The sequence below is a fragment of the Alteromonas sp. ABV2_168 genome (assembly GCF_056161165.1).
The window spans coordinates 46,935-69,277 of sequence record NZ_JBSWYQ010000002.1 but is presented as its reverse complement, the minus strand read 5'-3'; the positions used below and the strand labels follow the sequence as shown (position 1 = coordinate 69,277).

Genomic DNA, 22,343 nt, shown 5'->3' with positions numbered 1-22,343 from the left:
TGGACATGGCAGAGTCTGAAACGGAAGCACACTCCCGTTCAGAACAACAACAATTAAACAGACTCGTTGCATTGGCTGTAGCCGGCGATCGTGATGCCTATCGTCAGATTTACGAAACACACGTGAACCGGGTTTACGCCCTTTGCTACCGGCTAACCGGAGACACGTCGCTGGCTGAAGATGCGACTCAGGAAGTCTTTATACAGGTATGGCGGAAGCTCGGTAATTATCAGGGACAAAGTCTGTTCAGTACCTGGCTGCACAGCGTGACCGCGAATGTAACTATCAGTTATATGCGTAAGCAAAAGAGCTGGATGCGGCGGCTATTCGATACCATTGAGCAAATTGACAACGAGGCCGGTGTAACATCATGCAGCAGCGAAGTGGATCTGGAACGATATATCCGGCAATTGCCGGAGCGGGCACGGGTAGTGTTTGTGTTGCACGCCATAGAAGGTTACAGGCACGACGATATCGCCGTAATGCTGAATATTGCACAGGGCACCAGTAAAGCGCAGTTTCACCGTGCGCGGCAGCTATTAGAAGCGTGGATGGGAGAGAGTGATGTCTGATAAAGGGTCTGAACTTAATAAAGCGCTTAAGCGGCTGCCACAGGAAATTAAACCTGATCGTGATCTGTGGACCGGCATTGCGCTTTCTATCGAAGCCGGAGAAATGGAAATGCAGGAAGCCTCCGGAAAGGCGCCGGTGAACCGGTTGCGATATATGGCGATGGCTGCCAGCCTTTTACTGGTGACCTCCCTGTTTATCTTTATCAAGCCTTCTGAGTATTTCGGCAGCGACAGCGGCGCCGGAGATGCCCGGGGACAGGCTCTGGTGAATGTACTGAGCCGGCAACACGAACAGCAAAAACAACAACTGCTGGTGCGTTTTCAGGACCAGACAGCGGTCACTGACGACTGGCAGACACAAATTCAGGAACTTGAAGATGCTGCAGCAGCAGTAAAGCTTGCTCTGAAGCAGGATCCTGACAACACAGCGTTACTGGGTATGCTGCAGCATATTTATCAACAACAACTGTTACTGATTGAGCGGGTGCACGCGCCCAAATGGCAACAAATTTGATAAAAGGACCGACAATGCGGTTAATTCAACATTTACACCCCACAATAAAACAAACATTTCTGTTAGCGGTAATACCAGCAATCAGTTTCAATGCAATGGCCGGACAAAAGGTGGATAAAACGCTTACCACTTCCGCATCGCCTATTGTTGAAATAGAGCATGTGGCAGGCAAGGCAACGATCACCGGCTGGGATAAAAACGAAGTGAAAGTGACCGGCGAATTAGGCGAACGGACAGAAGCGTTTATCTTCGAGAAAAAAGGCGATGACGTCATTCTGAAGGTAGAAACGAACCACCGTAAAATTGACTGGCGGGATAAAAATCCGGGCGACGGTGATGATTTAACTATTTTTGTACCGGCTAAATCCGGTTTGTCTTACACCGCCGTTGTGGCGGATGTGGAAGCCAGCAGGCTGACTAATTCTGTTCAGTTCGATGTGGTCAACGGCGATATCGATGTGTCGGATCTGGCCGGTAAAGTGAAACTGGAATCAGTAAACGGAGATATTAAGCTGGATAACATTTCAGGGCTGCTTCAGGTCGAAACCGTCAATGGCAACATTTCCGGCAATCATGAAGGGGATAAAAGCACCCGGATCATCACGGTTAACGGTGATATCAAACTGAAAACGTCCAGCCCTGATGTGCAACTGGAATCCGTGAACGGCGATGCCAAACTGGAACTGTCTGAAATTGACGTGCTTTCTCTCACTACGGTAAACGGCGATATCACTGCCAGTTTAACGCTGGCAGAGAAAGGGGATGTGGATGCCTCGTCAGTTGGCGGAACACTGCATCTTAAAATGCAGAAAGGTGTGTCAGCGAGGGTAGAAATGCAGGCGCATGCCGGTGGCGATATCGTGAACAGGCTCACTGCAGATAAACCATCTTCAGCGAAATATGGTCCAAATGAATGGCTGGAATTTACGGCAAACGGGGGCAGAGCCACAATAGAAATGTCTACGGTTCATGGAGAACTCATTGTTGAGTAAAGGCTACGATGTTATTTTTATGTAAATAAACTGAACGAATCCTCTGGCTAAAAGACTAACTATCCGGAAACGACGATAAGCCGCAGGGTATGCGGCTTGTCGTTGAACTTTATACCCCCATATTCGTATACGTATGAAAATTATGGAGAAGTAGATGACAGCGCGTCGATTAAGCGCAAGAGGATGGTCACCGGTAGCCTGGTTCGCAGCCTTATTCTTAACTGCCGGCTCAGTGCTGATGAGTTGTGCCGTAAAGGAACCTGCCAGCGTGGAAGGTACCTGGGTAATCACCTCGTCGGTAACACCTGGCATTAGTGCTATGTTACCTGAGCAGGCGGAAATGTGGCTGGGTCAGTCATTTCAGTACACCCCCGATAACGTGATCCTGGGACAAACGCAGTGTGGTCCCGCTGAGTGGAAAGAAACCTCTCTGTCCGGCGATGATTTTCTTCGCGAATATCATGTGTCGTTTGAAAGACTCGGCATTGTTGCCAATCGTGTAGCCCGTTTCGATGTCAGTTGCCACGGCGAACATGTACCCGGCCAGTCAATACTGGTTGCCGGTAAAGACAAAGCGTTTACTCTGTGGGACGGAGTTTTCTTTAAAATGGAAAAAGCCGGACCTGACCCGCAACAATTCGCCGGATAAAAAGCCCTCAGGCATTGCTTTTCGCTCTGATTCACGGAAAATATCAGATCCCTGATTTTTGGATGTGCGTATTGTGAAAGCTGTTTCCACCTCAAAAGACAAAAATGTCGAAAAGCTGAAAGTACCGCCGCACAGCATCGAAGCTGAACAAGCGGTGCTGGGCAGTATGCTTATCGATCGTGAGAGCTGGGATAAAGTCGCAGAACTGGTCACAGACGCAGATTTTTATAATCATTCCCACCAGGTCATATTCAAAGTTATTCTGAAATTGCTGGGCGAAAGTCAGCCTGTGGATTTGATCACTGTTTCAGAAGCCCTGGAACACCGCAATGAGTTAGAAGACGCCGGTGGTTTCGCTTACCTGGCTGAGCTTGCCAAAAATACCCCCAGTTCTGCCAACGTGACGTCCTATGCGAAAATTGTCAGTGAACGGGCAATTACCCGGGAGCTCATTGGTGTAGCCCACGAAATTGCAGAAGTGGGATACAACCCCGAAGGCCGGGACAGTGCTGATATTCTCGACATGGCCGAGAGTAAAGTATTTGAAATCGCCGAGAAGCGTACCGGTGAAAATGAAGGTCCCCGTGACGTCGACTCCGTACTGGATAAGACTATCAAGCGGCTTGAGTCGCTGATTGAAACCAGTAAAGAAGTGACCGGGGTAACCACAGGTTTCAGTGATCTGGATAAGAAGACCAGCGGATTACAGCCCTCCGACTTAATCATTGTCGCGGCCCGTCCTTCGATGGGTAAAACCACATTTGCCATGAACTTATGTGAAAACGCTATGATGGCTGAAACAAAACCTGTACTGGTTTTCAGTCTTGAGATGCCGTCGGAACAAATCATGATGCGTATGCTCGCATCACTCAGCCGTGTTGATCAAACCCGTATCCGTACAGCACAGCTGGACGATCAGGAGTGGGCCAGGGTATCCAATACAATGGCTATGCTGAAAGATAAAGATAACCTGTTTATTGATGACTCCTCCGGTCTGACGCCCATGGACGTGCGTTCCCGTGCCCGTAAGCTGGCCAGAGAGCGCGGGGGGATCAGTCTCATCATGGTGGATTACCTTCAGCTTATGCGTGTACCTTCATTAAGTGATAACCGTACGTTGGAGATTGCTGAAATCTCCCGCTCACTGAAAGCGCTGGCAAAAGAACTGGAAGTGCCGGTTGTGGCGCTGTCACAGCTGAACCGTAGTTTGGAGCAGCGTGCTGATAAGCGACCGGTGAACTCTGACTTGCGTGAATCCGGTTCAATCGAGCAGGATGCCGACTTAATCATGTTTATTTACCGTGATGAGGTGTATCACGAGAACAGTGAGTATAAAGGTATTGCTGAGATCATCATCGGTAAGCAAAGGAACGGTCCAATCGGTACCAGCCGGTTAACCTTCCAGGGGCAGTTCTCCCGTTTTGATAACTATGCCGGTCCGGCATTTGATGACGAGTATTAATCAGCCCGGGGAAAGGTGAGTGCGTACCGGAAATGCTTAATTACTTTGCCAGATAAACAGACACAAAAAAGGCGCCGTAAGGCGCCTTTTGCATATCTGATTTGTTGAATTAACGCTTTTCAGGTACTTCAACAATCGCTGTTACGCGAATAGAGATACGACGGTTTACACGGTTAGCTTCTGCAGAGCTACCTTCCATCAGCAGTTCTGATTCACCGAAACCTTCAGTGCTCAGACGTGATGCATCGATACCATATTCGTTAACCAGTACATTTTTGAATGCTTCAGCACGACGCTCAGACAGCTCCATGTTGTAGCTTTCGGTACCTGGTGCAGATGCGTGGCCTTCGATTACCGCTTCAGTTTTACCGTAGCGCTTGAAGAAAGCAACGAAGTCTTCGATGTCAGCAGAGTGAGGTTCTGCAACTTCAGCACTTTCGTTTGCGAACAGTACACGCAGGTTGTGGGTTACTTCTTCTTTATCAAATACAGTACAACCGTCAGAATCAACTTTGTCGTTCATTGGTGTGTCAGGGCACAGATCTTTACCATCTGCTACGCCGTCTTTATCGCTGTCCGCGATAACAGCACAACCTTTAGAATCAACTTGCGTACCGGCAGGCGTGTTAGGGCACTGATCCATGCTGTTCAGTACGCCGTCATTGTCGCTGTCGCCGTCTACAACAGGCGCTGGCTTGCTGTAGCTTGAAGTCTTAGACTGGCCAAACGGGAATGCCAGACCTACTTTTACACTGTAATCGTAGTAAGAATCATCAAAATCACGGTAAGCAGCGATTTCAGTTGTCAGCTTAACGTCGTCATTGATGTCCCAGTGTTTACCAATACCAACATTGGCAAGGTTGTAGTTTTCGTCTAACAGTTGGCGCTTAACACCACCGAATACGTACCACAGGTCGTCTGGCAGGAAGTATAAAGCGTCAACACCGAACATGTGACCAGATATGCTGTCTTTTGAACCCAGCACTTGTTGGTAGTCTAAATCCAAAACAGTATATTCACCACGCACCGCCCAGCTCTCGTCGAAACGCCAGCCGTATTCGAAACCGAAACCAAAACCGTCGTCCATCAGATCCGGTGCTGGCTTAGTTTCTTCCGTGTTGTAATACATGCCATGCAGCCCTAACCAGCTGTCAAATGGCTTGCCGTCTTCCTGAGCCGCTACATTCGCAGATGCTGCAACAGCAAAAGCAAGAGCAGTAAATTTAAAAGTTTTGTTCATTTTCACATCCTGTATAACGTTGAGTGATTAGTAAAATCGAGTGGATGATAGCTCTTAGCACACGCCGTGCCAATAGACAAAAGAGCATAAAATAGATAATAACTAATATTATCGCCAAATTCCTTGCAAAGTGGCTATGATGCGCCGGTTGCCACCAGAATTGCGATGTTCGCCTAAAATTATGCCTTGCCAGGTGCCAAGTTGTAACTCCCCGTTTTTAACGGGAATTGTTACCTCACATCCTAATAAACTGGACTTAATGTGTGCGGGCATATCATCACTTCCTTCATAGGTATGTGTAAAATATGCCGTGCTTTCCTGTACAGTATGGTTAAACCACGCTTCCAGATCACTTCTCACCGACGGATCTGCATTTTCATTAATGGTCAGACTAGCACTGGTGTGCTGTAGCCAGAGGTGCAATTGCCCAATCTTTACATTGTGAAGTTCAGGCAGGGCGCGCTCTACGTGGGAGGTAATTAAATGAAAACCCCGCCTGAAAGCGGGGAGAGAGAATTCCTGCTGATGCCAGTTACTTGTCAAAGCAGATTTCCATATGCGCCAGACCCGCATCACACATAAACGGCATAATAAGCTTTGCACCATCTACCTGATGACTGATGGTATGTTGCTTTCCGGATACAACGATAGGCGTAGCCATACCAAAATCAAAGCCCTTTTCAGCAAGATCCCGTTTTGCGTTGCCGCAAATCATGTTGGTTACTTCACCCACCATGTCGCCAACTTCCGCATCCAGTTTCTCCGGACGTTCACCCACCATACGCTCCATAATGGTCAGCGCGAGACCTTCATCAAACGTAATCGACATTGACCCTTTTACCTGCGGGCCCACCATGCCAATTAACCCTGAGACATCACCCTGAGCTACATCACTTTGTTTTCTCTTGGGTTTTCCGGGCTTTAACGTGGTTTGTGCCATGGTTTCCATGACATTCAGTAAACCATTGATGAAAGGATTAACAAACTCAACATTCATGATTTTTTTCCTCAAGCTCCGCACTTTCTGCATCCTGACAATCTGCACAAAGGCCGTGAGCTTCAATTGTTTGCTTTGATACTTTGAATCCGTGCTGTTTTGCCTGACTGTCCAGCGTTTCCTGCAGCCCTTCTGACTGTATCTCGGCAACATCACCGCAACTGTCGCAAATTAGGAACTGTACCGGATGGTGACAACCAAAATGATGACATGCAACAAAAGCATTGGTCGATTCCAGCCGGTGAATGAAACCGAATTCCAGTAGAAAATCCAGTGCACGGTACACCGTGGCCGGTTTTGCGCTTGATTCCGTTTCCTTGAGGGCATCAAGTAATTCATACGCCCCCATAGGCCCGTGTTTACCCAACAAGATTTCATATACTTTTTCCCGCAGAGGGGTGAATCTTGCTCCCCGTTGTTCACAATAGGCACGGGCTTTATTAATGAGGGTAGTACTATTCATGATGTTTTACCGGCAAACGTCTGATTTTTTTTTGTCTGGTGATCATGCGATTAAACAGCAGACTGCGTTCAATGCATCTGATTTCTATTCTCAGTATAACATTGGCCCGTACCTTAACAATGATATCGCGTTGAGTGAAATGCATTTACTGTAAATTGTTGTGTAAAAAAACTAAACTGGGCGGCATTCTCAGCTCTCACCGGGGTATGTTCAATGATCAAAGCGGTATCTGACCGGCAGTTGCAATCTGCTCAGGCACACTGGCTGATATTCAGCCGCGATAAAATACTCGTTCCTAAATCCACTACTTCACTTTATCTGGGCGGCTGGTCTGCACTGGAATTTATTGCTCATCATCAGGCCAGCATTGTGGAGCTGCCGCCGCTTTCAGAACATCATGCTGTGGGCGCGCCTGTATACATTATTGATACGGGGGCAGAGCACATTGAACAGGATGACTGGGAACTGACATCCCTGCGCACCTTACTGGCGGCTGGTACTGATGAGCAATTTAATGTTCTGGCCAGAGCCTGGCAGTATGTGCATTTTCTGCGCACACACCGCTATTGCGGTCAGTGCGGGGCTAAGATGGAACAGGTTGACTGGGAAATGGCGATGCAGTGCCATCAGTGCAAGCACCGTGTTTATCCACGCATCTCGCCATGTATTATTGTTGCTATTTACCGGCATAATCAGATTTTGCTGGCCAAAGGGGTGAGGCACAAGGACACCAATATGTATTCCACCATCGCCGGATTTGTCGAAAGTGGTGAGAGCCTCGAGCAGGCGGTACACAGGGAAGTGGAAGAAGAAGTGGGCGTAAAGGTGAAAAATCTCACTTACTTTGACAGTCAGCCCTGGCCATTTCCTCACTCATTAATGATGGGTTATCTGGCAGAATATGAAAGCGGTGACATTGTGCCCGAAGAAGGAGAAATCGTTGATGCGCAGTGGTTCGATATTGATGCACTGCCGGACATTCCGCCCAAACTATCTATTGCAGGACGTCTTATTGAGGCAGTGTTGAATAAGCACAAAGGAGGATAACAGATAATAAAAAGCCCCGCGATGCGGGGCCTCAGGATTGTGCGTCGGTCCCTTTTAATGATGTTAAACAAAATTAAAGGGCTTCTTTATGTTGTGTCTATTATTATCGACATGTACTTAAGTAGCAAGACTAAAGTCTTATACTTTTGGTTATTTTTATGCCATTTGGTGTCAAAAACTGTGATTACTTGATCTGTGACCGCCGTTTCAACCTTATTTATTGGTATACTCCCGCCAGAATCAGTATTGAAAACAGAGGAAATGCATGACGGCTAACAGCCCTTCCACAGCGCGTCCGGCGCTGAAAAATGACAGATATCTACGCGCATTGCTGAAGCAACCTGTTGATGTAACGCCGGTTTGGATGATGCGACAGGCCGGTCGTTATTTGCCTGAATATAAAGCAACCCGGGCTGAAGCCGGTGACTTTATGTCGTTATGCAAAAACGCAGAACTGGCTTGTGAAGTGACTTTACAACCCCTGCGTCGCTTTCCTCTGGATGCTGCGATTTTATTTTCAGATATCCTGACGATTCCTGATGCAATGGGATTAGGTCTGTATTTCGAAGCCGGAGAAGGTCCGCGTTTTAAAAATCCGGTTACGTCAAAAGCGGATGTGGACAAAATTGGTGTCCCTGATCCCGAAGGGGAGCTTCAGTATGTGATGAATGCTGTGCGCACCATCCGCAGAGAATTAAAAGGTGAAGTACCGCTTATCGGTTTCTCAGGCAGTCCCTGGACGCTGGCTACTTATATGGTAGAAGGCGGATCAAGCAAGGCATTCACGAAAATTAAGAAAATGGCATTCGCAGAGCCTGCGATACTGCATGCGCTGCTGGGCAAGCTTGCCGACTCTGTCACCAGTTATCTGAATGCACAGATTGCTGCGGGCGCGCAGTCAGTGATGATTTTCGATACCTGGGGTGGTGTACTTTCTCCCCGGGATTACAAGGAATTTTCTCTTCAGTATATGGCACGTATTGTCGAAGGGCTGACCCGTGAGAGTGAAGGGCGCCGGGTGCCGGTGACTCTGTTTACCAAAAACGGTGGCATGTGGCTGGAAGCAATTGCTGCGACAGGTTGTGATGCAGTTGGTCTGGACTGGACAATTGATATTGCAGATGCCAAAGCCCGCGTGGGGGATAAAGTCGCGTTGCAGGGCAATATGGATCCGTCCATGCTGTACGCGCCACCTGCGCGTATTGAAGAGGAAGTGGCGGGCATTCTGGCCGGCTTCGGTGAAGGCTCAGGGCATGTGTTTAATTTAGGCCATGGTATCCATCTGGACGTGCCGCCTGAGCATGCCGGCGTTTTTGTTGATGCGGTTCACCGTCTGAGTCGTCAGTACCACAAATAAAAACGACGCTGTTTTTCTTTTTGGAAAGGGCTACGCATCACGCGGCAGCCCTTTTTTTATTACCCGGGTGAGACGCTGCTGTTGCCGGTTGCTGACTGTTTCCCTGTCTTGCTTCCCTGCCTGTTGGGCCAGCGCCCAGTCAATGTGTTCCTGAACCATCTCTGACACACTTCCCGAACGACCTTCAAGAGCCGACACAATGGCTTCACTGGCCGATGCATTGCCCATGGCGACGGCAAGATTCCGTAACCATTTTTCGTGTCCTATCCGCCGTATAGGTGAGCCTTCAGTATTTTTCAGGAACGTGGATTCATCCCAGGCAAACAGGGTGGTCAGAGGCTGACCGTGCAATTGCTTGCGGGCGTGGAAGTCTGTTTCTTCTGTAATTGCTGCATAGCGGTTCCAGGGACACACCAACTGACAGTCATCACAGCCGTATATGCGGTTTCCCATCAGCGGGCGATATGTTTCCGGAATCGGCCCGTTATTCTCAATGGTGAGGTAAGAAATGCACTTTCTGGCATCAACGGTATAAGGCGCGACGATGGCTTGTGTGGGGCAAATCGTCAGGCAGGCAGTACAACTGCCGCATCCTTCTTCTACCGGCTCGTCTACAGGCAGCGGCAGGTTGATGAACAACTCGCCGAGAAAAAACCAGGAGCCGGCTTCTTTACTGATAGTGAGGGAGTGTTTACCTGTCCAGCCGGTACCGGCCTTTTCAGCAATAGCGTGTTCCAGCACCGGTGCGGAGTCGACAAAAGGACGCCACTGCGCATCCTCAAACTGCGCAGATATTTTTTCCCCCAGTTGTTTCAGACGTTGCCGCAGTACTTTGTGGTAGTCACGGCCAAGCGCGTACCGGCTGACATAACCAATCTGATCATCAGAAAGATGGCGGGCAAAAGACGCATCCGGAGGAAGATAGTCCATGCGCACACTGATTACTCTCACGGTGCCGGGCAGTAACTCTGCGGGCCTGGCTCTTTTGGTGCCGTGCGCGGCCATATATTCCATATCACCGTGATAGCCCTTTTCCAGCCATGCCATCAACTTCTCTTCATGCTGACTGAGATCAACATCACTGATACCCACATGCTGAAAACCTAGCGCGCGGCCCCAAGCCTTGATATCGTTTGTTAATCTATTGAGATCGATTGATTGCAACGCGGACATGGAAACTATGCTGGATACTAAACTCGCGACAAGCTTATCACATAAACTCTTTCGCGCCGAACAGGTAAGAGAACACGAACAGGCCGCAGCGGAGCAGTCCGGCTGTGATCTGGCCACCCTGATGGAGCGTGCAGGTGCTTCGGTATTCCGTCAGTGTCAGAGCCTGCTGCCAAACACCCACGTTTATCTTGTGATGGTAGGGCAGGGCAACAATGCCGGCGATGGTTATATCGCTGCACTGAAAGCGAAAGAAGCAGGCAAGCAGGTGCATGTGTGCGCCGTCGAACCTCACCGTATTCTTGAAGGCGATGCTGGCCGGGCACAAAAACGCTGGCTTGATGCCGGCGGAAAAATTGAAGTCTTCGATAAAGGCTTGCTGGATAAAGCAGGACTGGTTGTCGACGCGATGTTGGGAACCGGTATCACCAGTTATATCCGCAATGAATTTGCTGATATTATTGATGCTATCAATGCTCATGCTATTCCGGTGGTCAGTATCGATGTGCCCTCCGGTCTCGATGCCAATACCGGTCAGTCATTAGGTCGCTGTATTGAAGCTGATGTCACCGTCACATTCGTGGGTATTAAGCCCGGTTTATCTACCGGTGCCGGCAAGCAGTCCTGCGGTAAGTTAGTTTACGATGACCTCGGAATCGGTAAAGCCTTCTCTGAACTCGCCCGTTCGTCAGCCAGCTTACTGGATATCGAACAGTTTCGCGGTATGGGTCCACGTGCGGTACACAGTCACAAAGGTACATACGGCCGGTTATTGTGCGTTGGCGGCAATAAAGGCACTGCCGGGGCAATCCGTCTGTCAAGTGAAGCTGCGCTGCGAAGCGGTGCCGGCATGGTGCGGGTTTATACCCATGAAGCGTCAACCATTCAGGTCAGCGCCGGCCGTCCGGAGCTGATGGTGACAGATGAAAATCTGGAAGATGCGTTGAGCTGGGCGACCTGCGTGGTGATCGGACCCGGTCTGGGGCAGGATGACTGGGCAGAAACCGTATTTCAAACGGTGATGAAGCATTGTCAGACTCATCCGAAGCCGATGGTGCTGGATGCCGATGCGTTGAATTTGCTCAGCCGTCAGGCCACTGCGTATACCATTAATGACTGTATTTTAACGCCACATGCCGGAGAAGCGGCGCGCCTGCTGGGTGTGTCTGTGGATGATGTGGAAGCTGAACGCTTTAATTATGCCAGACAATGCGCCCAGCGTTATCATGCCACCTGTGTGCTGAAAGGCGCGGGAACCATTATTGATAACGAGCGGTCTACCTGGGTAAGCAAACACGGTAATCCGGGTATGGCAACGGCGGGTAGCGGTGATGTGCTCAGTGGTATCCTGGGAGCGCTGCTAGCGCAGGGGCTGTCACGGGATATCGCAGCAAAATATGGCGTCACTGTGCATGCTAAAGCCGGAGATGATCTGGCTGACTTGTACGGCCAACGTGGTATGATTGCCAGCGATTTATTTGACGCCGTCAGGGTGCTCATCAACCAGTAGTATTTGTTGAAGCAGAGTTTATGTCGTACGCAGAACATGTTTTCCGGTCAGATTCACCGGAAGCCACACAAAAAATTTCAGAGCAATTAGCCAGCGCTGTTAAGAGCAGACTGCCAGCCGGCCTGGTGATTTATCTGGAAGGCGACCTGGGCGCCGGCAAAACGACATTTTCCCGCTTTTTCATTCAAACACTCGGACACGCGGGGCACGTAAAAAGCCCCACGTATACCCTGGTGGAACCTTACGAACTGGATGAAGTCTCTGTTTATCATTTTGATCTGTACCGTCTGGCGGATCCTGAAGAACTGGAATTCATGGGGATCCGTGATTACTTCGGTGAAAAGAGCGTTTGTCTGATTGAATGGCCTCAAAAAGGGGCCGAGTTCTTGGCATCTGCGGATTTAGTGATTAGTATTAACTCACATGATGATGTGCGGACATTGCACATTGCCGCGAAATCAGCGGACGGTGATGCTGTTGTTTGTGCACTGAGTGCCCCATAAAAAATAAAAAAGCTGACGAAAGGAAATTTTCAGGGCGAAATATGTTGCGCGTAATCGTTTACACAATCTGTTTGTGGTCACTGGCATGCGCTGCCTGGGCACAAAACCAGATTAGCGGAGTCAGGGCTGCACCTTCCGGTGACAGGACCCGCGTTGTGCTCGATCTTAAAACGGCGCCTGAATTTACCTATTTTTCATTAGACAACCCTGCCAGGCTGGTTATTGACCTTGCGGATACCGATAACGGCAGCGATTTGTCACAGGCTGATATCACCGGTGACCTGGTAAAGCGGGTGCGCCACTCAACACCAAAGAACAGTCAGTCAGCCCGCATCGTTATCGAAATGGCGAGAAAGGCAAAGCCTTCCATTTTTCCTGTTGAGCCTGATGGTCCCTACGGACACCGCCTCGTGGTTGACTTAATTGATCCGAACCCCGGCCCCGCTGCGCCACTGGCGTCGACTTCCGTCGTGCTGGATACGAAAAACAACAGTCGGGACCGCGATATTATTGTTGCCATTGATGCGGGTCACGGCGGTAATGACCCCGGTTCTATCGGCCGTGCCGGTACTTACGAAAAACACATTACCCTGAGTATTGCCAAATACCTTGAAAAACTGGTTAATGCGGAATCCGGCATGCGTGCAGTAATGACACGGGAAGGCGATTATTACGTCGGGCTGAACCGCAGACCAGAAATCGCCCGCAAAAGTAAAGCTGACTTACTGATTTCAATACACGCTGATGCCTTTACCACAGCCGGTCCGAGAGGCGGATCTGTGTGGGTATTGTCAATGCGCCGTGCTGATACTGAATTGGGTCGCTGGCTGGAAAGAACCGAACAGCATTCTGAATTACTGGGCGGCGCAGCAGAAGTGATTTCTGATAACGCCAGCGAGCGTTATCTGGCAGAAACCATTCTCGGTTTGTCCATGGATCATTCTATGTCAGCCAGCTACGACCTCAGTCAGAAAGTGATAAAAGAGTTGCGTGGCGTAACACGTATGCACAAGTCTTCTCCGCAGGCGGCCAGTCTCGCCGTTCTGACAGCGCCGGATATTCCGTCAATTCTGGTAGAAACCGGTTTTATCAGTAATCCGCAGGAAGAAAAAAACCTGAACTGGAGTGAATACCGCGAGCGGCTGGCTACCTCAATGTTTGAGGCAATCAAGACGTATTTTCGTCAGGTCCCGCCGGACGGCACCTTATGGGCTTCACAAAAATCCCGTAATTTAATTCACAAGGTTCGCAGTGGTGAGTCATTGTCCTTGCTGGCGCAACGTTACAATGTCAAAATCAGTACCATTAAAGCGGCAAATAACCTTAGCGGCGACACCGTACAGATTGGTCAGGAACTGACCATCCCGAGAACCTGAAACAAAGTCTGGAATTCCCTTGCCTATACAGCTACTCCCACCGCAGTTAGCGAACCAAATCGCTGCCGGCGAAGTGGTAGAAAGACCTGCGTCTGTTGTTAAAGAACTAATTGAGAACAGTCTCGACGCCGGTGCCACACGTATCGAACTGGATATTGAAAAAGGCGGGCAAAAGCGCATCAGATTGCGTGACAACGGTGGCGGCATCTGCAAAGACGAATTACCCCTGGCGCTCAGCCGTCATGCAACCAGTAAAATTGCAACGCTGGATGATCTCGAACAAATCATGTCGTTAGGATTCCGCGGTGAAGCACTGGCCAGTATCAGCTCAGTCAGCAGGCTTACTCTGACTTCCAGACCGGAAGATCAGGAACAGGCATGGCAGGCTCACTGTGAAGGTCGTGACATGGAGGTCACCGTAAACCCGGTTGCCCATCCGAATGGCACGACTATCGACGTGGCTGATTTGTTTTACAATACGCCGGCAAGACGCAAGTTCTTGCGCACTGAAAAAACCGAATATCAGCATATCGAAGATGTGGTCCGCAGGATTGCACTCAGCCATCCCGACGTGTCCTTTTTGCTGAAACACAACGGCAAGATGACAAAGCGTTATCAGGCTTCGTCAGCTGATCCTCTGACCCGCCGTATCAGTGCGGTAATGGGGCAAAAGTTTCTGAGCAACGCGGTTTACGTGCAAACCGGCTATGACGGCATGACACTTGAAGCCTGGCTGGGCAATGAGACCATGCTAAGAAGCAGTACCGACAGCCAGTTCAGTTTTGTAAACGGCCGGGGTATGCGGGACAAACTCATCCTGCACGCAATCCGTCAGGCTTATGAAAGTGTGTGGGGTGTGCTGGAACAACCGTCTTTCGTGGTTTACCTGACCGTTGATCCCCGTGATGTCGATGTGAATGTGCATCCGGCTAAACATGAAGTTCGCTTTCAGCAAAGCCGTCTTGTACATGATTTTATCTGTAAGGCCGTGGCAGATGCGCTCAGTGACGGTGACACCGGTGAGACAGCGCAGTTTGATGAGCCGGAACACGATTACATTCGCCCCCTTACACCGGCGCAACCGCAGGGTACGCATCAGGGGCTTTCGCCGGAAAATAACGGATACAGCACAACAGCAACGCAATCCGTGCCGCGGTCTTCACAGTCTTTTGCTGGTTCCTCTGCCGGAACTGCACAGGGACGCTATCAAGGAAGCGGGGCGGCAGGAGGAACGGGCCGTCACCGCAGTGCACCGGTGCCTGCCGCAACGGTGGCCGATTACGGGCAGCGCTACAGCACTTTGCTCAGCTCACAGATTGATACGCAGGAGACCTCTGCGTTATCATTCTTGCAGTTAAATGAATATGTAAGAATTTACTGTCATAAAAACAACTGTTTGCTTTTATCTGTAAACGCTATAATCGCCCAGTGGGTGGCGGCTCAAATTGAGCTGGCCGGCACATCGCAACCATTGCTGATGCCGGTATCAGTGGCCAACACGAATGTAAGTGAACAAACCGTTGAGGTTTTGCAAGATCACCACTTTGAAATCAGTCTGGTGGCAGGTAAATACCGGTTACAACAGGCACCTTCAGGATGCAGACATTTTCCCTGGGTGAACTGGTTTCCGGCCATGCTGACTTCCGGCGGGCAGAACCTGAATGATGTGCTAAAGTCTTTAATATCAGTGACAACCGTACCGGCTGATATTCTTACAGCAGTGTGGCACGGATTTGAATCGATGCCTGTCAGCGAACAGATTACTGTGCTGGAACAACAGGGGCGCAGCCAGCCTGCAGACAGATTAATAGAGACGTGGCCGGAATGAGTGAAAGTCAGAATATGAAGCCCGTCGTAAGTATTATGGGGCCTACCGCTTCCGGTAAAACAGGTCTGGCGCTGGAGCTGTCACAACGCGTACCTTGTGAAATTATCAGTGTTGACTCAGCACTGGTGTACAAAGGCATGGACATCGGTACGGCAAAGCCGACCGCGGAAGAACAGGCGCTGGCGCCACACTGGCTGATTGATATTATCGATCCGTCAGAAACGTATTCCGTGGCGGAATTTCGCCGGGATGTCATTTCGCTGGTTAACGATATCCATCAGCGCGGCAAATTGCCAGTGCTGGTGGGTGGTACGATGATGTACTTTAATGCCTTGATAAATGGTATTTCGCCCTTACCTAAGTCTGACGATGAGGTGAGAGCGGGCATTGTCCGGGATGCCGGGGCGCATGGATGGCAAGCCTTACACGATGAATTATCTCGTGTAGACCCTGTAAGTGGCGCCCGCATTCACCCGAATGATCCGCAGCGTGTAACACGGGCGCTTGAGGTTTACCGGTCGACCGGCCGCAGCCTCACTGACTGGCAGGCCGAAAAAGGCGAGCCATGTCCTTTTCAGGTGACGCAATTTGCGATAGCACCGGAAGACAGAGCAGTGTTACACGGTCGTATTGAACAGCGGTTCGATATGATGCTTGAAGATGGCTTCATTGATGAAGTGAAGACATTGTTTGCCCGGGGTGATCTTCATGAAGATTTACCCTCTATACGTTCAGTAGGATACCGTCAGGCGTGGCAGTATTTACAAGGGCAACTCGACTATGCAGAAATGCGTGAGAAAGGTATTATTGCAACGCGTCAACTTGCAAAACGGCAGCTGACCTGGTTAAGAGGCTGGCCGGAACTGCACTGGCTTGACACGTTTGCTAACCATAATTTGACGAATATTTTGTCAAAAATCACACTTTAAGTGTTGGAGTGTGTTATACATTAAGCGCGGTGGCAAACGTATATGTTTGCCATGGAAATAATAAAAACTAAGGATATCAAATGGCTAAAGGGCAATCACTACAAGACCCATTCTTGAATGCGTTAAGAAAAGAGCGTATTCCCGTATCCATTTATCTGGTAAATGGGATCAAACTTCAGGGGCAAGTGGAATCGTTCGACCAGTTCGTGATTCTGTTGAAAAACACAGTTAGCCAGATGGTTTACAAGCATGCCATTTCAACGGTTGTACCATCACGTGCTATCACTATGCCTAGCTCAACCCAAGGGGATGCTGAAAATAGTAAAAGTGAATAATTTAAAAGGTACATTGCTTGTTTGACCGTTATGAAGCCGGTGAACAGGCTATTCTTGTTCATGTAAATTTTGCTGACGAGAACAGCAAAGAAGATCTCGCCGAGCTTGAATTGCTCGTATCTTCTGCGGGAGTGAATGCGGTAGACGTACTTACGACGTCGCGCAGTGCTCCACATGCTAAGTATTTCGTTGGTTCTGGTAAAGCCGAAGAGATTGCTGCTTCTGTGAAAGCGCATGATGCTAATGTAGTGATTTTCAATCATGCGTTATCGCCGTCTCAAGAGCGGAATCTCGAAGCCATCTGCAAATGCCGGGTCTTAGATCGTACCGGCCTTATCCTCGATATCTTCGCACAACGTGCCCGGACACATGAAGGTAAGTTGCAAGTGGAACTGGCACAGCTTCGACATATTTCTACCCGGTTAATTCGTGGATGGACACACCTTGAGCGCCAGAAAGGCGGGATAGGTCTGCGTGGTCCGGGTGAAACACAGCTTGAAACTGACCGCCGGTTGTTACGTGGCCGTATTAAAGCCATTCTCCGTCGGCTGGAGAAGGTACAGAAACAACGTGAGCAAGGGCGCAGATCGCGCAAACGTGCCGAAATTCCCACGGTTTCTCTGGTTGGCTATACCAACGCAGGGAAATCGACGTTATTTAATACCATCACAAATTCCCACGTGTATGCAGCTGACCAGCTGTTTGCCACGCTGGATCCTACTCTGCGCAAAATTGACTTGCAGGATGTGGGGCCGGCTATTCTGGCAGATACCGTCGGGTTTATCCGTCATCTCCCTCACGACCTGGTTGCAGCATTTAAAGCCACGTTACAGGAAACACAGGAAGCGGATTTACTGCTTCATGTTGTTGATGTGGCAGAAGCAAACTACCGTGAAACGATGGATGAAGTGAATGCGGTGCTTGAAGAAATTGAAGCAGATGATATTCAACAATTAATAATCTGTAATAAGATTGATAAACTTGATGAAATATCACCGCGTATAGATAGAGACGACGAGGGTGTACCTGTTCGTGTATGGGTGTCTGCTCATTCCGGAGAGGGGCTCGATTTATTGAGTAAAGCACTTACCGATTGCTTAGGACAGAGCATGGTAAGTTACACACTGCGGATCCCCCCGGCGCAAAGTAAATTGCGCGGGGTGTTGTATGATTTAAATTGTATCGCAAATGAGGCCTATGACGACGGCGGTGACTGGGTAGTGGATGTAAGAATGCCCACCAGCGACTGGAACCGTTTAGAAAAACGCCTTGATGACGGCTTGTCCGGCTATGTGGTACATCATTAAACGACAGATTCGTAACGACAGATTTTAAAATCAGATCCCAAAATAATTGAACGGCTGTTCATCGCGGGCAGCTTATTCAGTTATCGGGGGTTAACCACTTATGGAGTATCAGCATGGCTTGGAATGAGCCGGGTGGCAAAAATAACGACCCGTGGAAAAACCGCGGCGGTCGCGATCAGGGGCCCCCGGATTTGGACGACGTGTTCAAAAACCTGTTTGGTAAATTCGGAAAAATGGGCGGTGGCAACGGTGGTTCAGGTAAAAGCCTGGGCACAGTCGGCGCTGCTATTCTAATCGCGCTGCTGGCCGTAATCTGGGTGGTAAGCGGGTTCTATACCATCCGTGAATCAGAACGTGGTGTAGTGCTTCGTTTCGGTGAATATTCTCAGCAGGTAGAACCTGGACTTCGCTGGAAGCCAACCTTTATCGATACCGTTATTCCGGTTGATGTCACATCTATCCGCGACCAGGCTTCGAGCGGCTCCATGCTGACGGAAGACGAAAACGTGGTGCGTGTTCAGATGGAAATGCAATACCGCGTGGTAGACCCGTATCGCTGGACGTTTGCGGTAACCAGCCCTGAAATGAGCCTGAGCCAGGCACTCGACAGTGCAATCCGTTATGTTGTAGGTCACTCACAAATGGATGACGTATTAACCGATGGCCGTGAGGTTACCCGTCAACGTGTCTGGGAAGAGCTGCAATCTATTCTTGAACCTTACGATCTTGGTGTCACCATCACTGACATGAACTTCCGTGATGCCCGTCCGCCTGAAGAAGTGAAAGATGCATTCGATGATGCTATCGCTGCTCAGGAAGATGAACAGCGTTTCATCCGCGAAGCCGAAGCTTACGCACGTGAAATTGAACCCCGTGCCCGTGGTCAGGTTAACCGGATGAACGAAGAAGCACAGGCTTACAAAGAGCGTGTCATTCTGGAAGCGCAGGGTGAAGTGGCCCGTTTCTCTGAGCTGCTGCCTCAGTTTGAAGCTGCGCCTCAGGTTACCCGTGAGCGTATCTATCTGGAAACGATGGAAGAAGTACTGGGTAAAACCAGCAAAGTGCTTGTCGACAGCAAAGGTGGAAATAACATGATGTATCTGCCGCTGGATAAAATGATGGAACAAAAATCATCATCTGCGCCGGCCCGTTCATCTTCGTCTTATCAGTCGCTGCCATCTTCATCCGGCAGTAACTCATCGGGCTCAGCAACGCAGAGTTCCGGTTTCCGTGACAGTCGTTTCGGTAACGGAGGAGAATAACGCATGAAGAACTTACTCATTGCAGTAGTAGTACTGTTTGTTATTTTGCTGTCCGGCTCGTTATTTGTCGTAAGCGAAGGCGAAAGAGCAATTGTTATTCAGTTCGGTAAAGTACAACGTGATGACGCCACCGGCGAAACACGCGTATTCGAGCCCGGCCTGCATTTCAAATTGCCGTTTATCGATTCTGTCCGTCGTCTGGATGCCCGCATTCAAACGCTGGATGATGTGCCTGATCGCTTCGTTACTTCAGAGAAGAAAGACCTTATTGTCGATTCCTATGTGAAGTGGAAAATTGCTGATTTCGCAAAATATTACCTCTCTACACAAGGTGGTAATAAGTTGCAGGCAGAGGCGCTTCTGAAACAGAAGGTGAACAACGGTCTGCGTTCTGAATTCGGTGCCCGCACCATTGCACAAATCGTATCCGGTGAGCGTTCTGCACTGATGAATCAGGCAATGGAACAAGCCAGCGAATCATCTAAAGAACTGGGTATTCAAATCGTTGACGTACGGGTTAAGCAAATTAACCTGCCTAACGAAGTCAGTAACGCGATCTTCCAGCGTATGCGTGCAGAGCGTGCTGCGGTAGCCCGTGAGCACCGTTCGGAAGGTCAGGAACAAGCCGAAGTGATCCGTGCAGATATCGATGCAAAAGTTACCGTTATGCTGGCAGACGCGGAGCGTAATGCCCGTCAGGTACGTGGTGAAGGTGACGCACTGGCAGCACAAATCTATGCAACGTCTTACTCGAAGAACCCCGATTTCTATAGCTTCCTGCGCAGCATGGATGCCTATCGTAAGAGCTTCAATGGTAAAGATGACGTGATGGTGCTTGCACCGGACAGCGATTTCTTTAAATACCTGGATAATTCCAAGGGTAAATAAATCGTAACTTACTGAAAAACCCGCTTTAAGCGGGTTTTTTTATGCCCTTAAAACCCACTGTCAGACGTTTTTTTCGTCGTCCTAAAGTATGGAAAATAGCCGCTTTACAGCCCTTTTGCTGCGAAGACGCTGTTTATTCGCTATACTGTGCGCGACATTATTATAATCAGGCTGCATAAAATGCAGATCTGAATAAAAACGACAGAGGTTTATCTTGAGTTCCAATCAGTCTCAGGTGCCGTCCCGCGGGGATGCTGCACAGAGCGGATGGTTCGCACGATTTTTGGCTACCGTTGAGTGGCTCGGGAATTTGTTGCCGCATCCGATCACATTATTCGCATTACTATCTGTATTCATCGTCATCTTAAGTGGCATCCTGGGCTACTTCGATGTGGCTGTGGCTGATCCCCGTCCTGTAGGCGCAAAAGGCCGCGAAGCAGACGGCATGATTGAAGTCATCTCGCTGATGAGTGCTGAAGGCCTTCAGCGTATCGTTACCGGTCTGGTGACCAACTTCACAAGCTTTGCTCCGCTTGGTACCGTGCTGGTGGCATTGTTGGGTGTCTCTGTGGCAGAGCACTCCGGTATGCTTTCCGCGCTGATGCGTTCCCTGGTGATGGGTGCACCTAAGCGCGTGGTCACATTCGCCGTGGTGTTTGCCGGCATTCTTTCAAATACCGCATCTGAGCTGGGATATGTTGTCCTTATTCCGCTTGCAGCCATGATCTTTCATTCTCTGGGGCGTCATCCGCTGGCCGGGCTGGCTGCTGCATTTGCCGGCGTGTCGGCGGGTTACAGCGCAAACCTGTTACTTGGCACCGTTGACCCGTTACTTTCCGGCATCACTGAAGCCGCCGCGCATATGATTGACCCTGAATATGTGGTTGGCCCGGAAGTAAACTGGTATTTCATGTTCATCAGTACCTTTGTCATTGCCATCATGGGCACCTTTGTGACTGAAAAAATTGTCGAGCCAAGGCTGGGTAGGTTCAACGAATCGGATGCCTCTGTGGAACTGGAAGGCCAGTCCATGGAAGCGCCAACGGCTCTGGAAAAGAAAGGTCTGAAAATGGCCGGACTTGCATTCGTTGCAGTGTGTGCTGTGCTGGCACTTACCGTTGTACCTGAAAATGGCCCGCTGCGAAATCCGGAAACCGGCCTTATAACCGGTTCGCCTTTTCTTAAAGGTATCGTTGCTTTTATTTTCATTACCTTTGCTATACCCGGCTTCGTGTACGGCAGGGTAACTGGTTCGATGAAAAACGACCGCGATGTAATTAACGCCATGTCCAAAAGTATGGGAGCAATGGGTCTCTACATCACGCTGGTATTCTTCGCCGCCCAGTTTGTAGCCTTCTTTAAATGGACAAACCTTGGTACGTTCCTCGCCGTTAAAGGTGCAGCGCTGTTGCAGGCCGCGGGTCTTGACGGGCCGTCGGTGTTCATTCTGTTTATTTTAATGTGCGGACTGGTGAATCTGTCGCTGGGCAGTGCCTCGGCGCAGTGGGCTGTGACTGCGCCCATTTTCGTGCCCATGCTGATGCTATTAGGTTACGCACCGGAAGTGATTCAGGCTGCATATCGTATCGGCGACTCGGTTACCAACGTGATCTCGCCGATGATGAGCTATTTCGGTCTGATCCTCGCTATGGCGGCTAAGTATCGTAAGGATGTCGGAATGGGCACTCTGATTGCCATGATGCTGCCTTATTCTATGGTGTTTATCCTTGGCTGGTCGCTGCTGTTTTTCTTCTGGGTATTCCTTCTTGGTATGCCTGTTGGACCGGGTGCGGCAACCTTCTATACACCTTAACGAAATGTAAAGTCTCTGAGGCCGGCGAATACCGGCCTTTTTTATTGGCGACCCGCAGCGATAGTAATCGCTTAAACTGAATCAAATAATCGTTATAAATGTCTGATTCCGGGGATCAAAATTGTCTCA

Annotated in this window: 22 protein-coding genes; 17 read left to right on the top strand and 5 right to left on the bottom strand. The window is 49.6% G+C overall.

Features of this window, described 5'->3' with window-relative positions; translation table 11 throughout:
* Positions 1 to 5 precede the first annotated feature (5 nt).
* From ACXAH4_RS03210 to dnaB, 5 genes are all read left to right on the top strand, one after another.
* Positions 6 to 572: an RNA polymerase sigma factor gene (locus tag ACXAH4_RS03210; RefSeq protein ID WP_474843571.1), complete on the top strand. Its 567-nt coding sequence runs from the start codon at positions 6 to 8 to the stop codon at positions 570 to 572.
* Entirely contained in the window at positions 565 to 1,086 is a 522-nt protein-coding gene (locus ACXAH4_RS03205; protein WP_474843569.1) for a hypothetical protein, read from the top strand. Before ACXAH4_RS03210 ends, ACXAH4_RS03205 begins: the two co-directional genes overlap by 8 nt.
* A 110-nt stretch (positions 1,087 to 1,196) precedes the next feature.
* Complete coding sequence (locus ACXAH4_RS03200) at positions 1,197 to 2,078, top strand: DUF4097 family beta strand repeat-containing protein (RefSeq protein ID WP_474843567.1); 882 nt, start codon at positions 1,197 to 1,199, stop codon at positions 2,076 to 2,078.
* A gap of 154 nt (positions 2,079 to 2,232) precedes the next feature.
* Positions 2,233 to 2,727 carry a hypothetical protein gene (locus ACXAH4_RS03195; protein ID WP_474843565.1) on the top strand — a complete coding sequence of 165 codons (495 nt, stop codon included), beginning with the start codon at positions 2,233 to 2,235 and terminating at the stop codon, positions 2,725 to 2,727.
* Positions 2,728 to 2,800: 73 nt separating this feature from the next.
* Positions 2,801 to 4,189 carry a replicative DNA helicase gene (gene dnaB, locus ACXAH4_RS03190; protein WP_119503267.1) on the top strand — a complete coding sequence of 463 codons (1,389 nt, stop codon included), beginning with the start codon at positions 2,801 to 2,803 and terminating at the stop codon, positions 4,187 to 4,189.
* A gap of 109 nt (positions 4,190 to 4,298) precedes the next feature.
* Here dnaB and ACXAH4_RS03185 read toward each other — a convergent pair whose 3' ends face one another.
* The 4 genes from ACXAH4_RS03185 to ACXAH4_RS03170 all read right to left on the bottom strand — a co-directional run bounded on the left by ACXAH4_RS03185 (position 4,299) and on the right by ACXAH4_RS03170 (position 6,889).
* The gene (locus ACXAH4_RS03185) at positions 4,299 to 5,429 is read right to left on the bottom strand and encodes an OmpA family protein (protein ID WP_349583555.1); all 1,131 of its coding nucleotides are present in this window, start codon (positions 5,427 to 5,429) and stop codon (positions 4,299 to 4,301) included.
* Positions 5,430 to 5,537: 108 nt separating this feature from the next.
* Positions 5,538 to 5,972 (bottom strand): secondary thiamine-phosphate synthase enzyme YjbQ, encoded by a 435-nt coding sequence (locus ACXAH4_RS03180; RefSeq protein WP_474843563.1) that lies wholly within the window; start codon positions 5,970 to 5,972, stop codon positions 5,538 to 5,540.
* Entirely contained in the window at positions 5,962 to 6,426 is a 465-nt protein-coding gene (locus tag ACXAH4_RS03175; RefSeq protein ID WP_119499843.1) for a chemotaxis protein CheX, read from the bottom strand. The genes ACXAH4_RS03180 and ACXAH4_RS03175 overlap by 11 nt, the downstream gene beginning before the upstream one ends.
* Positions 6,416 to 6,889, bottom strand: coding sequence for a transcriptional repressor (locus ACXAH4_RS03170; protein WP_119499844.1), 474 nt, complete (start codon positions 6,887 to 6,889; stop codon positions 6,416 to 6,418). The genes ACXAH4_RS03175 and ACXAH4_RS03170 overlap by 11 nt, the downstream gene beginning before the upstream one ends.
* Before the next feature lie 213 nt (positions 6,890 to 7,102).
* Here ACXAH4_RS03170 and nudC point away from each other — a divergent pair, with 213 nt between their 5' ends.
* Complete coding sequence (gene nudC / locus ACXAH4_RS03165; RefSeq protein WP_474843560.1) at positions 7,103 to 7,936, top strand: NAD(+) diphosphatase; 834 nt, start codon at positions 7,103 to 7,105, stop codon at positions 7,934 to 7,936.
* Between the two features lie 265 nt (positions 7,937 to 8,201).
* Positions 8,202 to 9,293: a uroporphyrinogen decarboxylase gene (gene hemE, locus ACXAH4_RS03160; RefSeq protein WP_474843558.1), complete on the top strand. Its 1,092-nt coding sequence runs from the start codon at positions 8,202 to 8,204 to the stop codon at positions 9,291 to 9,293.
* A gap of 30 nt (positions 9,294 to 9,323) precedes the next feature.
* On the opposite strand, the gene queG is transcribed toward hemE, so the two are convergent.
* Positions 9,324 to 10,466 (bottom strand): tRNA epoxyqueuosine(34) reductase QueG, encoded by a 1,143-nt coding sequence (gene queG / locus ACXAH4_RS03155; protein ID WP_474843556.1) that lies wholly within the window; start codon positions 10,464 to 10,466, stop codon positions 9,324 to 9,326.
* Positions 10,467 to 10,473: 7 nt separating this feature from the next.
* Between queG and ACXAH4_RS03150 the strand changes: the two genes are divergently transcribed.
* The 10 genes from ACXAH4_RS03150 (at position 10,474) to ACXAH4_RS03105 (ending at position 22,214) form a co-directional block, all read left to right on the top strand.
* On the top strand, positions 10,474 to 11,973 hold the full coding sequence (locus tag ACXAH4_RS03150; protein ID WP_474843554.1) for an NAD(P)H-hydrate dehydratase: 1,500 nt from the start codon (positions 10,474 to 10,476) through the stop codon (positions 11,971 to 11,973).
* 20 nt (positions 11,974 to 11,993) lie between these two features.
* Complete coding sequence (tsaE, locus tag ACXAH4_RS03145; protein WP_474843552.1) at positions 11,994 to 12,476, top strand: tRNA (adenosine(37)-N6)-threonylcarbamoyltransferase complex ATPase subunit type 1 TsaE; 483 nt, start codon at positions 11,994 to 11,996, stop codon at positions 12,474 to 12,476.
* Positions 12,477 to 12,517: 41 nt separating this feature from the next.
* Entirely contained in the window at positions 12,518 to 13,852 is a 1,335-nt protein-coding gene (locus ACXAH4_RS03140) for an N-acetylmuramoyl-L-alanine amidase (protein ID WP_474843550.1), read from the top strand.
* Between the two features lie 19 nt (positions 13,853 to 13,871).
* Positions 13,872 to 15,680 carry a DNA mismatch repair endonuclease MutL gene (mutL, locus tag ACXAH4_RS03135; protein ID WP_474843548.1) on the top strand — a complete coding sequence of 603 codons (1,809 nt, stop codon included), beginning with the start codon at positions 13,872 to 13,874 and terminating at the stop codon, positions 15,678 to 15,680.
* A complete protein-coding gene (gene miaA / locus ACXAH4_RS03130; RefSeq protein WP_474843546.1) occupies positions 15,677 to 16,609 on the top strand; it encodes a tRNA (adenosine(37)-N6)-dimethylallyltransferase MiaA in 933 nt (310 codons plus the stop codon). Before mutL ends, miaA begins: the two co-directional genes overlap by 4 nt.
* 80 nt (positions 16,610 to 16,689) lie before the next feature.
* The gene (hfq, locus tag ACXAH4_RS03125; RefSeq protein ID WP_119499852.1) at positions 16,690 to 16,944 is read left to right on the top strand and encodes an RNA chaperone Hfq; all 255 of its coding nucleotides are present in this window, start codon (positions 16,690 to 16,692) and stop codon (positions 16,942 to 16,944) included.
* A 17-nt stretch (positions 16,945 to 16,961) separates the two neighbouring features.
* Positions 16,962 to 18,251, top strand: a complete 1,290-nt coding sequence (gene hflX, locus ACXAH4_RS03120) for a ribosome rescue GTPase HflX (protein ID WP_119499853.1) — start codon at positions 16,962 to 16,964, stop codon at positions 18,249 to 18,251.
* A gap of 113 nt (positions 18,252 to 18,364) precedes the next feature.
* Positions 18,365 to 19,513 (top strand): FtsH protease activity modulator HflK, encoded by a 1,149-nt coding sequence (gene hflK / locus ACXAH4_RS03115; protein WP_474843543.1) that lies wholly within the window; start codon positions 18,365 to 18,367, stop codon positions 19,511 to 19,513.
* Positions 19,514 to 19,516: 3 nt separating this feature from the next.
* Positions 19,517 to 20,401 carry a protease modulator HflC gene (gene hflC / locus ACXAH4_RS03110; protein WP_474843541.1) on the top strand — a complete coding sequence of 295 codons (885 nt, stop codon included), beginning with the start codon at positions 19,517 to 19,519 and terminating at the stop codon, positions 20,399 to 20,401.
* Positions 20,402 to 20,615: 214 nt separating this feature from the next.
* Complete coding sequence (locus ACXAH4_RS03105; protein ID WP_474843539.1) at positions 20,616 to 22,214, top strand: AbgT family transporter; 1,599 nt, start codon at positions 20,616 to 20,618, stop codon at positions 22,212 to 22,214.
* Positions 22,215 to 22,343: the final 129 nt, after the last annotated feature.